Origin of the sequence: Vibrio sp. J1-1 (assembly GCF_021728395.1) — a bacterium.
GTDB lineage: Bacteria > Pseudomonadota > Gammaproteobacteria > Enterobacterales > Vibrionaceae > Vibrio.
Map to the genome: position 1 here is coordinate 80773 of NZ_JAKKCM010000008.1, position 13788 is coordinate 94560.

At 44.1% G+C, this 13788-nt stretch carries 15 protein-coding genes; 3 read left to right on the forward strand and 12 right to left on the reverse strand.

The features are described from left to right. Positions 1-68 precede the first annotated feature (68 nt). The 3 genes from potC to potA are packed head-to-tail and all read right to left on the reverse strand — an operon-like array spanning position 69 to position 2855. Complete coding sequence (gene potC, locus L3V31_RS14320) at positions 69-839, reverse strand: spermidine/putrescine ABC transporter permease PotC (RefSeq protein ID WP_237316753.1); 771 nt, start codon at positions 837-839, stop codon at positions 69-71. After that, on the reverse strand, positions 839-1699 hold the full coding sequence (potB, locus tag L3V31_RS14325; RefSeq protein WP_237316755.1) for a spermidine/putrescine ABC transporter permease PotB: 861 nt from the start codon (positions 1697-1699) through the stop codon (positions 839-841). Before potB ends, potC begins: the two co-directional genes overlap by 1 nt. After that, the gene (gene potA, locus L3V31_RS14330) at positions 1680-2855 is read right to left on the reverse strand and encodes a spermidine/putrescine ABC transporter ATP-binding protein PotA (protein WP_237316758.1); all 1176 of its coding nucleotides are present in this window, start codon (positions 2853-2855) and stop codon (positions 1680-1682) included. The genes potB and potA overlap by 20 nt, the downstream gene beginning before the upstream one ends. 342 nt (positions 2856-3197) lie before the next feature. Here potA and L3V31_RS14335 point away from each other — a divergent pair, with 342 nt between their 5' ends. The 3 genes from L3V31_RS14335 (at position 3198) to ttcA (ending at position 6112) form a co-directional block, all read left to right on the forward strand. After that, positions 3198-4001: a hypothetical protein gene (locus tag L3V31_RS14335; protein WP_237316760.1), complete on the forward strand. Its 804-nt coding sequence runs from the start codon at positions 3198-3200 to the stop codon at positions 3999-4001. Between the two features lie 365 nt (positions 4002-4366). Next, a complete protein-coding gene (locus L3V31_RS14340; RefSeq protein ID WP_237316762.1) occupies positions 4367-5026 on the forward strand; it encodes a DUF2987 domain-containing protein in 660 nt (219 codons plus the stop codon). A gap of 192 nt (positions 5027-5218) precedes the next feature. After that, positions 5219-6112 carry a tRNA 2-thiocytidine(32) synthetase TtcA gene (ttcA, locus tag L3V31_RS14345; RefSeq protein ID WP_237316764.1) on the forward strand — a complete coding sequence of 298 codons (894 nt, stop codon included), beginning with the start codon at positions 5219-5221 and terminating at the stop codon, positions 6110-6112. A gap of 114 nt (positions 6113-6226) precedes the next feature. Here the strand turns inward: ttcA and uspE are convergent, their stop codons facing one another. From uspE to ccoO, 9 genes are all read right to left on the reverse strand, one after another. Beyond that, positions 6227-7174: a universal stress protein UspE gene (gene uspE / locus L3V31_RS14350; protein ID WP_237316766.1), complete on the reverse strand. Its 948-nt coding sequence runs from the start codon at positions 7172-7174 to the stop codon at positions 6227-6229. 180 nt (positions 7175-7354) lie between these two features. Continuing rightward, entirely contained in the window at positions 7355-8101 is a 747-nt protein-coding gene (locus L3V31_RS14355) for an FNR family transcription factor (protein ID WP_237316768.1), read from the reverse strand. Between the two features lie 90 nt (positions 8102-8191). Beyond that, the gene (locus tag L3V31_RS14360; RefSeq protein ID WP_237316770.1) at positions 8192-8869 is read right to left on the reverse strand and encodes a sulfite exporter TauE/SafE family protein; all 678 of its coding nucleotides are present in this window, start codon (positions 8867-8869) and stop codon (positions 8192-8194) included. A gap of 8 nt (positions 8870-8877) precedes the next feature. Continuing rightward, complete coding sequence (gene ccoS / locus L3V31_RS14365; RefSeq protein ID WP_014231836.1) at positions 8878-9042, reverse strand: cbb3-type cytochrome oxidase assembly protein CcoS; 165 nt, start codon at positions 9040-9042, stop codon at positions 8878-8880. A gap of 15 nt (positions 9043-9057) precedes the next feature. Continuing rightward, complete coding sequence (locus tag L3V31_RS14370) at positions 9058-11421, reverse strand: heavy metal translocating P-type ATPase metal-binding domain-containing protein (RefSeq protein ID WP_237316772.1); 2364 nt, start codon at positions 11419-11421, stop codon at positions 9058-9060. Positions 11422-11425: 4 nt separating this feature from the next. Further along, positions 11426-11902: a FixH family protein gene (locus tag L3V31_RS14375; protein WP_237316774.1), complete on the reverse strand. Its 477-nt coding sequence runs from the start codon at positions 11900-11902 to the stop codon at positions 11426-11428. 105 nt (positions 11903-12007) lie between these two features. Then, positions 12008-12982 (reverse strand): cytochrome-c oxidase, cbb3-type subunit III, encoded by a 975-nt coding sequence (ccoP, locus tag L3V31_RS14380; protein ID WP_237316776.1) that lies wholly within the window; start codon positions 12980-12982, stop codon positions 12008-12010. Further along, positions 12982-13155, reverse strand: a complete 174-nt coding sequence (locus tag L3V31_RS14385) for a CcoQ/FixQ family Cbb3-type cytochrome c oxidase assembly chaperone (protein WP_237316777.1) — start codon at positions 13153-13155, stop codon at positions 12982-12984. Before L3V31_RS14385 ends, ccoP begins: the two co-directional genes overlap by 1 nt. A 9-nt stretch (positions 13156-13164) precedes the next feature. Further along, positions 13165-13785 carry a cytochrome-c oxidase, cbb3-type subunit II gene (ccoO, locus tag L3V31_RS14390; RefSeq protein WP_237316779.1) on the reverse strand — a complete coding sequence of 207 codons (621 nt, stop codon included), beginning with the start codon at positions 13783-13785 and terminating at the stop codon, positions 13165-13167. Between the last annotated feature and the right edge of the window lie 3 nt (positions 13786-13788).

Genomic DNA, 13788 nt, shown 5'->3' on the forward strand with positions numbered 1-13788 from the left:
TGGACGATAGATAGAAAAACAGAATGATATGTAACCATTCTGTTTCGTGATGTTAACGGATGTTGATTTTACTTTACTTTTTCTCTTGCAAGCAACTGAGAAAGCACCACAAGTACCAAAGAAACAATCAACATAACCGTTGCTAGAGCATTCACTTCCGGTGAAATGCCCACTTTCACCATTGAGTAAATTTTCAATGGTAAGATTTCGTAGGTTGGGCCCGTCACAAACGAACTGATAATTACGTCGTCCAAAGACAGCGTAAAGCTCAATAGCCAGCCCGCAGCAACCGCTGGTTTCGCGAGGGGAAGAATTACCTTCTTCAAGATAACCCATTCACTTGCGCCAAGGTCCTTCGCTGCTTCCAACATTTTCACATCAAAGCCGTTCAAGCGGCTGTAAACCGTTACCACGACAAATGGTAAACAGAAGGTGATGTGCGCAATCAACAGTGTAAAGAAACCAAGCTGTGCACCCAGCACTAAAAACAGCGCCAACAATGAAATTGCCATCACGATGTCTGGTGACATCATTACAACAAACAGCATGCCATTTACTGCGCCTTTCCCTTTAAAGGAGTAACGGAATAGGGCAACTGCCGTCAAACTACCAATAATAGTAGCAGCTGTTGCAGAAAACACGGCAACATTTAGCGAGTGCCACGCGGCCTGCATCAGGCTGTCATTGTTCACTAAGGTTTCGTACCACTTAGTGGTAAACCCGCCCCATTTCATGCCAAATTTATTCGCATTAAATGAGTTCACAATAAGCACGATAATTGGCAAATACAAAAACGCATAGACCAGTGCCATAAAGCTAAATCTAACTGTGCGTCCCATTAGTCTAGCTCCACTTTCTTGTTCAATAACTTACCTGCTCGATAGTAGGCGTATAGCATAATTGCCATTGCAATGGTGAGGGCAATACTGGTTGCTGCACCAAATGGCCAATCACGTGCATTCAATACCTGGCTCTTAATGACGTTACCGATAAGCAAGTTCTTCGCGCCGCCGAGAAGGTCAGAGATATAGAACATGCCAAGCGCAGGGAGAAGAACCAACAAACAGCCGCCGATGATGCCTGGCATCGTCAAAGGCAGGATAACTTTTGTAATGGTCTGAAATTTGTTCGCACCCAAATCTTTCGCCGCTTCGATGTAGGTGTTGTCCAGCTTCTCGATTGCCGAATAAAGCGGCAGAATCATAAATGGAAGCAAGATGTACACGAGACCAATCATTACTGCTGTTTCGGTATACATGATTCGTAGAGGCTTATCGATGATTTCCATTGCCATCAGCGACTTATTCAAAATGCCTTGAGTACCCAAAACAATCTTCAAGCCGTATGTACGGATCAACGAGTTTGTCCAGAAGGGTACAATCACCAAAAACAGCATAAACGGACGCCATTTCTCTGGCATTTTCGCGACGATATACGCAAATGGGTAACCAATCACTAAACACAGTAACGTCGCGATGATCGCCATGTAGAACGAGTGCATGAGCACTTTCGCGTACAGCGGATCGAACAGACGAACGTAGTTGTCTAATGTAAAGGTAAGTTCGATTAGGTTCGCTTCGTCACGCGTTAAGAAACTGGTACCAATAATCATCAGGTTAGGAACCAACACAAACAGTGTTAGCCAACCAACAATTAGGGTAATGATCGCGTTCTGAAGATTAATCTTCTTGGTTATCATTGAGGACAACCTCCCAGCTCTCAACCCAAGTGATAGCGACTTTTTGGCCAAGTGAGTGGTCCACGTCGGGATCATCTTCGTTAAAGAACTCGCTAACCATTACGCGCATTCCTGAATCCAGTTCAATAACAGAATCTAGCGTCATACCTTTATAGGTACGCTCTGTCACGTGACCCACAATGCCTTTTTCTTCTGACTCTTTTATCTCTTCGATACGCAAGTCTTCAGGGCGGAGTAATACTTGGAGCTTATCGCCAGCTTGAGCTTCTTCATCGTAATACACCACCGACTCAATGCCTTCAATGTCAGCGCGAATGCGTTTTTCATCGATGCGTTCTAACATGGTTGCATTGAATACGTTGATTTCGCCGATAAAGCGCGCAACAAACAGGTTTTTAGGCTCTTCGTAAATTTCACGCGGAGAACCATCTTGCTCAATGACGCCGTCACGCATTACGATGATACGGTCCGACATTGATAGCGCTTCTTCCTGATCGTGCGTCACAAAGATAAAGGTAATGCCTAGTTGGCGCTGCAACTGTTTAAGCTCAATCTGCATTTGCTTACGCAATTTGTAATCCAGTGCAGAAAGCGATTCATCAAGCAGCAAGACTTTTGGTTTATTCACCACCGCACGAGCGATAGCAATACGCTGTTGCTGGCCACCTGAAAGTTGATGCGGTTTACGCTGAGCCATTTTTTCAAGGCGCACCATACGTAACGCTTCCATCACGCGCGGTTCAATCTCTGCTGCAGGCGTTTTCTGCATACGAAGACCAAACGCAACGTTTTCAAAAACAGTCATGTGAGGAAATAGTGCGTAACTTTGGAATACGGTGTTGACGTGTCTTTGTTCAGCAGGGACCTGAGTAACATCTTGGTTATCCAAAATAATTTGACCGTTGTCTACCGCTTCAAAGCCCGCGACCATACGTAAAACGGTTGTTTTACCACAGCCAGATGGACCAAGAATCGTTAGAAACTCACCATGATTAACATCCAGATTTAAATTGCTGATGATTTCCTTACCATCAAAACTCTTACTAATGCCAGATAAACGAATAACTGGATTTCCTGCTTGCTGTTTAGCGTTCAACGTCTGTATTTCTCCCACGTTCAAATTTGGGTTTACGCCAATTGATGTGACTTTAGCCATTCACTTTTGAGGCGCGCATCATAATCACCAAAATTGTGAAATCAAAGCATTTTTTAGCCTCTAATCAGAAAAAATTTCACAGGCAAAAGTAATCATTCCTTACCATACTGTTTTTATATGATTACTCCGAATTTCTACAGCGTTTTTTAAGGCTTACCGCTCTGCAACAATTGTTTTCAATTTCATGGCCTTGTGAGTGGCTAATTATCGACCAAATAGTGGATATTGCAAGGATTGAGAGCGAGTTATGATTTTAGACGTGGCAAGAATTCTTTATAATGGCGGACACACAAATTGACTGGTATCCCAGTAAAAATTTCACAAGTGAATCTTGGATAATATATGAACAACGACTTTGAGAACGATTTTAACCTTGGAGGGAGTGTAGAGCGGGCTTTGTCTGGCAACTACGAACTGAAAGCCGGGGCGGTTTTTAGTGAAGCATGGCGCGCCACCATTCAACACTTTTTGTCATTTTCTCCTGCGATTATCGTCTTGCTTTTGGTTCAGGTAGGCATTTTCTATATCGCATTGCAGCTACAACTGGGTGACCCAAGCGTAATTCTAGATGCTATACAAAACCCAGATTCTTTTTCAACCAACATCGTTTCAGCTATTTACGTAGCAAACTTTAGCTATGAAGTGATCAGCGCACCAATTTACGCAGGCATCAGCTTGATGGCAATGAGCCACGTGGCTGGTCTCAAAACAAAGCTTCGCCACGTAGGTAAAGGGTTACAATTCACGGTTCCGGTTATTCTGGCGACGTTAATGAGTCTGACCCTTCAAGGGCTTGTGGGTATGCTTTTGGCTCCGTTATCGTTATACCTTTCTCTGGCATTCAGTCACTCCATCCTACTCATTTGTGAGAAACGAGTGCCGCCAATGCAATCGCTGTTACTCTCATTACGAGCGGTAAATAAAAAGATTTTCGTCGTCGCAACCCTATACCTGGGCGTGATGTTCATGTTTATTATCGCAGCGATGTTCTACGGTATCGGACTTATTTTGGTGTTGCCATTCTTCTTCCACTTGAAGGGAATCCTTTACCGAGAGATGTTTGGCATCAAACTCAAAATTGTAGCGAAACAAAAAAATAATAATGATAACGATCACGACGGCAACTCTCAGGTCTTTGATGCTTAGAGTGACGCTTGAATAGCAATCAATGGCGGCTTACAAAGAGTCGCCATTTTTATATCAACACCAAACCCATGTGAAAGGGCCTATCAGAAGCCCGAACCACAATTCAACTAGAATAAGAATCTGCGTGGGGAACTTCTCGTTTTGTTACTAATCACGTAACTTAATGCGGTAAAGGTGCTATAAGGATGCTCAGAATGGCTCAAACCAATATTGAGCACGAACACGGCGATGGATGAATCAGTGACAACTGCGGCGCAAGAAGTAGTAGAGCAGTAACTTCCTGGCGAAGTTGCTCTACCTTTGATTAAAACGTTTGCTAGCCGATTCCCCACAATGACACAAACTAAAACAAATCAACGGTTCAAATGAAGAAGTTAAGCCTAAGTTTACTTGGTACTGCGGCTCTGATGTTAGCGGCGCCTGCAACACAAGCTCAAGAATACATGTTTACCTATTCGAAGCTCTACACTCAGCTGAAGAATAACAATAAGGAAGGCCACGACGATGTAAAAGTCGGCGTATTTTTCGTTAACGCAGATACTAAGCAGCTGTGTGACATTGAAAAAGCCTGGATGGAGAAAGAGGAGCACTACGAAGAATTCGTGATTCCAGCATCCAAAGAACTTCCGCTTCCAATCGATAAAAACCTTAAATCGGCGAACCCTTTAGTCTTCGTTCAGACTCCTATAGACACTCGTTGTGATTACTCATTGGTGGTTATGACAAAAGAGCCATTACAGGGTAACGTATCTTATGAACAGTTAGCACCATTAATGCCTCAGATGCAAAGTATGCTAGAAGACTTAGGTGGCATGTTTGCTGGCTGGTTTACTCCTGATGTTCAGGGCGTGACGATGGAATTTAGCAATGGCCTGGATAGCACGATTGCATTCTCGAACGGAACAGAAAAGCCAATTGTAAATGGCAAAGTACAAGTTGCTTTGAGCGAGATTGGTGAGGGGGGCACGATTACGCTACCAGAGCCAACCATGCGAGTTCTGCCGTATCTACCTAAAGCGAAATAAGCCATATCGATCTAATTGAAGAGCCGCTACAGCGGCTTTTTTCGTTTTACGGTAAAGAAATCATTGGATTTATCCGTTCTCAATTAAGACAAATATTTAATCCTAAGTAAAAAGACCGTATAATCCACGCCCCATAGAAAACCACGTTAGGAAGTCCTACCGTCGATTTTATCGGCGATGTGAGAGCTCGCAATGAACCAGAAAGATACAAGAAAAGAAACCCTTGAATTCAACAAGCTTCAGAAACGTCTGAGAAGAAATGTTGGAAATGCCATTACTGAATACAACATGATTGAAGAAGGTGATGTTGTCATGGCATGTATAAGTGGTGGTAAAGATTCATTTGCGATGCTCGATATCCTGTTGAATCTTCAAAAAGCCGCACCAATTAAATTCGAAGTGGTTGCAGTAAACCTCGACCAGAAACAGCCGGGCTTCCCAGAACATATTCTTCCAGATTATTTCGAAACGCTTGATATCCCTTACTACATCGTAGATAAGGATACTTACTCGGTTGTAAAAGAAAAAGTGCCAGAAGGTAAGACAACATGTGGTCTGTGTTCACGTCTACGCCGCGGTACACTTTATTCGTTTGCAGAGAAAATTGGTGCAACTAAGCTTGCTCTAGGTCACCACATGGATGACATCGTTGAAACCATGTTCCTAAATATGTTTCATGGTTCGCGTCTAAAAGCGATGCCTCCAAAGCTACGTTCTGATGACGGTCGAAATGTTGTTATTCGTCCGCTGACATACTGCCGTGAAAAAGATCTAATTAAATACGCAGAGCATAAAGATTTCCCAATCATTCCTTGCAACTTGTGTGGCTCTCAAGAGAACTTGCAACGTCAATCGATCAAAGCAATGTTGATTGAATGGGATAAAAAGACACCGGGACGCGTCGAAGCGATTTTCAAATCAATCCAGAACGTAAGCCCAAGCCAACTGGCTGACAAAGAGTTGTTTGATTTTGTTAACCTTCCACTCGATCGCGAAGGTAACCGTGAAGAGTACGAGTTCAGTGAAGCGGTCGTCTCTTCAACTAACATTGATGAGTCTATGTTCATTGATGTGACAAACATCTAATTGAGATGAATTAAGAAAGGAAGGTCACGGTACCTTCCTTTTTTAGTTTTTACGCTCAACTTATAAAAAACCCTCCAAAAGTGGAGGATTTTTTATGACTACCGAATGACTAGATTAAGTGGCTTCGTTTGGATCCAGTGGACTGATGTAACCTTTTGGTTTCAATGCAAGAACGTCACAGTTGATCTTATCAATCACATGCTCGGCCGTATTACCAATAAAGACGGCTGAAAGTCCTGTACGACCCGTGGTGCCCAAAATAACCATCGCTGCGTTTAAACGTTCCGCAGCAGCAGGGATTACATCTTCTGGTAACCCTTGCTCAACGACGGTCTGTTCTTCATCCAGCCCATGCTTTTGGCGAAGGGCTTTCATCGCGGTTAGGTGATGACCACGAACCGCATCTGTGTAAGTCGTTGGGTCAAATTCAGGTAGCTCGATGGTGATATTCGCCGGAGTTACCGGATAAGCGTTCACAAGAAACGGCTCCGCGTTCAAACGACCGCACATCTCTTTCAAACGTTCAACCATCGAGTCATTCAGGTCAATGTGCGTATCGTTTTCTGAGCCAACGTGAACAGAAGCCAGAATATTAGCGTGCTCTGGCCAGTCCGCATTCTTAATAAGCAATACCGGGATAGGGCATTTACGCAGCAAATGCCAGTCTGTAGGCGTGAAAATCACAGACTCTAAGACATCATGTTTTCGAGTGCCCTTAATTAACAGATCGTGGCTACCCGCAAACACTTCACCTATGATTGCTTCGTAAGGACGATTGTGCCAAACCACACACACGTCAAAGTCAAAGCTGTCGTCTAAGTATGGTTGAGCAATTTTGCGCATCCATTGCTCACGCTGATGGATAACGCCACGACGCATCGCATCTCGTTCATCCACCGATAACATTGAAGTCATGTCATACGAAAAATCATAGATGGATAAAAAGAAAGTAATTCGGCTTCTTGATACGCTTTTTTGAGCCAATTGAACGGCTCTTGCGAGTGCCGGCTGATCATCACTATTGATGTTAGCAACAACTAGAATCTTACTGTATATACTCATATCTAAGCCCACTTTTATTGCAAGACCAACTACTGAATATAAAGTAAATCAGTATATTGGAGTACTCACTGTATAATTTTAATGTAGCTTAGTTTGATGAAGTTTTTGAAGACTTTTGAAGGGATTTTGTGAGAAACATGATGTGGCTCAGCTAAAAGCCACATCAAATAATAGGAGAGGTTACTCTGTTGTTACGCCTGCAAGTTCCATCAGCGCATCATGATCTAAGATAGTGATATATTTACCCTTTACACTTAAGATCTCAGATTTTTGGAAACGCCCTAGAAGACGGCTGATCGTTTCAACAGTCAGACCAAGATAGTTACCAATATCACCACGAGTCATCGTTAGACGGAACTCTCTAGGACTAAAGCCACGTTGAGAAAAACGTGTTGATAGGTTGAATAGGAATGCAGCCAGACGCTCTTCAGCGTTCTTCTTGGAAAGCAGCAGGATCATCTCCTGATCGCCTTTGATTTCGTTACTCATCAAACGCATAATTTGCTGACGCAGTTTAGGCATCTTACCTGACAAGTCATCTAGAATTTCGTATGGAATTTCACAAACCATAGACGTTTCTAAAGCTTGGGCAAAACTAGGGTGGCAGTCACCAGTAATCGCGTCAAAGCCTACGAGGTCACCCGCTAAGTGAAACGCCGTGATTTGCTCATCGCCTTGCTCAGTGATTGTATAGCTCTTGATTGTGCCAGAACGGATAGCGTACAAAGACTTAAGCTCATCGCCTGCCTTGAATATCTCTTGGCCTTTTTGAATCGGCTTTTTACGCTCTATGATCTGGTCAAGCTGATCAAGTTCAGATTCATTCAGAGTGAATGGGATACACAACTGACTGATGCTACAATCTTGGCAGTGAATTGCACAACCACCTGATTGGACACGCTTTGTTGCAGGTTTTTCAGAAATCATAACAACCTTTCACTATTTGATATACATCAATATTTTAGCACTGCTTAATCCTAAAGGATAGTAAAAATATTGTGGGTATAGACTTTCAAACTATATGAAACCAAGCATTTGCAAGGCACCTACAACAGTATACGTTCCATAACTAATAAGAATTAATGCAGAGATGTTTCTAAATATTAATGATTTCTGTAGTTTCTGGAAATAACTTGCCCCGTAACTAATAGCAAGCATCGAAGGGAGGGTTCCCACGCCAAATGCTAACATGATCAAACCACCGTTTACCGCACTTCCTGAAACGGCCGACCAAGTTAAGGCTGAGTAGACTAAACCACATGGCAGCCACCCCCAAACAAAGCCAAATGGCAGTGCATGATACGAGCTTTTCAACGGTAGCAGACTTTTTCCAGCTGGAGATATGAACTTCCAAAGGGTCTGACCAAGTTTTTCGATCGCGAGCAAACCTTGCCACCATTTAGCAATATATAAGGCAACTAAAATCATAAATATTGCTGCGACTAAGCGAAGCCATGCGAGAGAGTGCGCTAAACCGCTTAATTCACTCAATCCAGAAATAGCGCCGCCGATAAGTGCGCCAAACAACGCATAGCTGGATAATCGCCCCATATTGTAAAACAGTGGAATGAGAGGGGAACTTTTGTCTTGTGACGAGCCGAGTGAGAGGAGAGAGGCAATACCACCACACATGCCCATGCAGTGACCGGACCCAACGAGTCCGATCATTAACGCTCCAATAAAATCAGGATTCATAGAGAAAGTTACGATTTCTTATTGTCTGATTTGTCTTCTTCATCAAGAAGAATGTTGTGACCTTGACGCTCGAGATCTTCAAACTGATCACTGCGGACAGCCCAGAGAAAAATAGCGACAGCAACACAGACCAGAACGATGGCAATGGGAATTAAGATATATATGCTTTCCATGTTAGCTTTCTCTATTTATTTCTCTTTAAGAAGTCGCAACGAGTTGGATACCACGATAATTGAACTTGCGGACATCCCGACAACGGCAATGTAAGGTGCTACTAATCCCGCAACCGCTAGCGGCAAAATTAACAGGTTGTAGCCCAAAGACCAAGCCAAGTTTTCTCTGATGATTTTTCTCGTACGAAGAGCAAGTAAACGGGCTTCTAACAACTTCTCCAGGTTATCACCCAGTAGGGTCATATCAGCCGATGCTTTTGCTACATCTGTACCACCGCCCATCGCTACTGACAAGTGAGCGCCAGCAAGTGTCGGAGCATCGTTGATACCATCACCAACCATCATGGTAATATCATCACTATCCAGGTTCTTAAGATACGCGAGTTTGTCTTCTGGTTTTGCAGATGCGATCACATGGTCGATACCGATTTCATCCGCAACAGGCTGAGCATTTTGTATTGAATCGCCAGTAAGTAACGTGGTCTTGATACCTGCTTTTGCAAAACGCTGTATAAATGCCTGACTTTCTTTACGAATTGGATCGCGGTAATAAAACGTTGCGACATGTTCTCCGTTGACCGATAGATACACGGCGTTACTTTCATCACGGCCTTCGTCTACGACAAACGCAGCGCTGCCGATTTTCACGTCTTTGCCGTTCCATACGCCTTCGATACCAGAGCCAATTACATTTTTCACATCTGACACAACCACAGCTTCATTCGCGTACTGAGAAAATGAACGGGCAATAGGGTGGTTAGCATGAGCCTCAAGTGCAGCTGCAAGTGCGAGACTTTCAGCCTCAGAGAGCGTACCAAAAACGCTTGTATGGCTGATTTCGATATCACCTTTTGTTAATGTGCCAGTTTTATCGACAACAAGGTGATTCACTTTGCACAATGTCTCAAAAACGTGGCCCTTACGAAGTAAAATACCGAAGTTGCCCATTCTTGACGTCGCACAAGTCAACGCTGTCGGTGTTGCCAAAGAAAGCGCACAAGGGCAGGTCGCAACCAAAACTGACAGCATGATCCAGAACGCATCTTCAGGTTTCGTTTGGTGCCAATAAAACCAAGTGCCAGCAGAGATGATAAGTATCGCACCAACAAAGTAACGCGCCACAACGTCGGCAATTTCGGCAATTTTCGGCTTCGAATGCTGGGCTTCGTCTTGCAGTCGTACAATATTGGAAATAACTGAATCCGCTTTAGAACTCGTCACTTCAAGTTCAAACGATTCATCGCCATTAAGTGTTCCAGCAAAAACAGCGTCGCCTTCCTTCTTAACAACATGAACCGACTCTCCGGTTAGCATGGATTCATCGATATGAATACGACCAGAAATCACTTTTCCGTCCGCAGGAATATGCTCACCTGGCAGTACGCGAATGCGATCACCAATTTTCAGCGTCTTCACTGGAATTTGCTCACCATCTAAGGTCGTCGCAATGGCCGGAATCAACTTAAGCAGGTTACCACTTGCCGCTGCCGCTTTACGACGAGCGCGCATCTCCAGGAAACGCCCGACAAGCAGGAAGAAAGTAAACATCGAAATCGATTCAAAAAAGACTTCTCCTTGCTCGGTAAACGTGGCAACGAGACTGGCGACATAGGCAAAAATGAGCGCGATCGAGACAGGTACATCCATACCCAATGTACGGCCTTTGATGCTTCGCCAGGCGTTTAAATAGAAAGGAAGTGCGGAGTAGAGAAGCACGGGCGTGGCGAATATCAAGCTGACCCAGCGAAAGTAGCTTTTAAACTCTGGCTCAAGGTCGCCAAAAACTTCCAAGTACAGCGCTACAGCGAGCATCATGACCTGCATGGTCGCGAGGCCTGCAACCCCCAATCGGTAAAGGTATTGCTTCATCATTCGATGATAAGAAGCTTCTTGCATGTCAGCTTCAAATGGCGCCGCTTTATAGCCCAGTTTATGAATCACAGAAAGTAATTCACTTAAACGAACTTGCGTTTTGTCCCAAGCAAGCAAAGCGCGGTTCGTCGTGGTATTAACACGAATAGAAACCAAGCCTTTGGTATGGGAGACCTGCTTTTCGATCAACCAGGCGCAGGCCGCACAGGACACACCATCTAAAGAAAGGGTCACTTCAGAAACATTGTCATGATGACGAACAAACTCCGACTGGACGTCTTCATTATCATAGTGAATCAGCGCTTGAAGCTGCTCTGGTACTAGATCTGCCTTTTCTGCTGATGCAGTGCGGTATTGGTAATAAGAGACGAGACCACTATCAATGATCGTTTCTGCCACCGTCTGACAACCAGGACAGCACATATCACGGACTTCACCAAGTATTTCTACCTTAAAATCCGTGTTGGCTGGTACATCTTCACCACAGTGATAACAGGATTTACACATAAGATTACTTCATCAAAACGGTGTCAGCGGCAGGAAACTCAACTTTACCTTGTATCATCCATTGATTGTCGTGTGGTTGTAGCTCAACGAACCAAGGACCGAGGATATCTTCGTCTGGCGTTAATCGGTAATTACCAGAAGCGTCCGCAGTAATTAACTTGGAGAAATCGCGATCAGGAAGCGTACGGTGAGTAAAAGTGGCGGTTAAAGCCGGGTAGTGCGCCAACTCGCCTTTATCAAAGTGAATTACAACCGTGTTGCGATTAGACGAAATATGCGCGTTAAGGTTTAGGTCACGAGCGACATTCATTTTACTGATGTCGATGTTAATTCCTTTACCTTTTTTATAGTAATCCTCAGCAACTAAAGAAACAGAGTTATTTGAGAAGATAACCACTGTCACGATTGTCCAAACAACAACAATAAGGGGAAGGATAATCAGGAACCACGGCCAAAATTGTTTATACCAAGGCTTTACCATAAAAAAGTTCTCAACAGCTAAATGAAAAAATAGGAGGCGTTAAATTTAAAGGAAAGACAGCCCCTATGAAAGGGGCTGTTATTGCTATGTTACTTAATATCTCTGTTACTTATTCTCGGAGTTGCTTAAGCTCCAGACATATGATGCAACCAACTGGATCTTGTCTTCACCTAGAATATCTTTCCAGGCAGGCATGACACCAGAACGGCCATTCATAACAGTTTCAGTAACTGCTGCACGTGAATCACCAAACAGCCAGTATTGGTCAGTCAGGTCAGGCGCACCCACTGCTGGGTTACCTTTACCATCTGTACCGTGACACGCCGCACATACCACAAAGCGTGCTTTACCTGCTGCTGCTTCACGAGCATTCACTTTACGACCAGAAAGGCTAAGCGCGTAGCTAACCACTTCTTGAACGCCTTCTTCACCAAGCGCATCTTTCCATGCTGGCATTTGACCAACACGACCATGCATGATGGTTGTTACGATGGCTTGCGGTTCACCGCCATACAGCCATGCGTTATCAGTCAGGTTAGGGAAACCTTGCTGACCACGAGCATCTGAGCCGTGACATTGTGAACAGTTTTGCAAGAACAAACGTTGACCAACTTTAAGTGCTTCAGGATCGTTAGCAATTTCCGGAATAGGGCGCAAGCCGTTTTCGTTGTGTGCTAGTTTACGGAAAGCTTCACCAAAGTAAGCATCCGCATCATCAAGCTCTTTAGCGTATTGGTTAAGTTGTTTGTTCTCTTGTGCCGCAGCGATGGCTTGCTTTGACTCTTCAAGTGAGCGCACTTCTTGAGCCGAGCTCTCCCAATTCAAAAAGCCTTTAAAGCTTCCTAAACCTGGGAACAGAGCAAGGTACACCGCAGAAAACACGAAAGTACTCACAAAAAGGTAAGTCCACCACTTAGGTAGCGGGTTGTTTAGCTCGCGAATACCATCGTACTCGTGGCCCATGTCAGCCCCTTCCTCGACGCCCATTTTATCTTTGGCGCACCAAGTCAGGAGGATTGCACAGCCCACTAACGTACCGATAGTAATCACGATAATCCAGAGACTCCAGAATGTAGTCATTACTTCTTCACTCCTTGGTTATGTGGGGTCGTTTGTTCTTCGTCAGCAAAGACCAAGTAAGCATCTTCTTCGAAACGTGATTTACGCTTTTTACTAAATGCCCACCATACAATGCCAATAAAACTGGCGAAGAGCACAACGGTATAAACACTATGAATCGTACCGAAATCCATACGTCCCCCTTACTTCATTGCATGACCAAGAGACTGAAGGTAAGCGATGATTGCATCCATCTCTGTTTTACCTTCTACTTCTTTAGTCGCATTCGCGATCTGTTCATCTGTGTATGGAACACCAAACTGATCACGGAACAACTCAAGTTTCTTCTGTGTCAAACTGCCGTCTAAGACGTTTTCAGCTAACCATGGGAAACCAGGCATGTTTGATTCTGGAACAAGTTCACGTGGATCGATTAAGTGAACACGGTGCCACTCGTCAGAATAACGACCACCTACACGAGCCAGATCTGGACCAGTACGTTTAGAACCCCATAGGAATGGATGTTCCCAAACGCTTTCACCCGCAACAGAGTAGTGACCGTAACGCTCTGTTTCTGAACGGAAAGGACGAATCATCTGACTGTGGCAAACGCTACAGCCTTCACGGATGTATAGATCACGACCTTCCAATTCTAGAGGTGTGTAAGCACGTAGGTTTTCTACAGGCTCCGTTGTTTGTTTTTGGAAAATCAGAGGCGTGATTTCAACAAGCGCGCCCCAACTGATAGCAAAAACAATAAAAATAGCCAACAAACCGACATTACGTTCTAGGAATTCATGGCGATTATTAGAATTATTACTCATTCT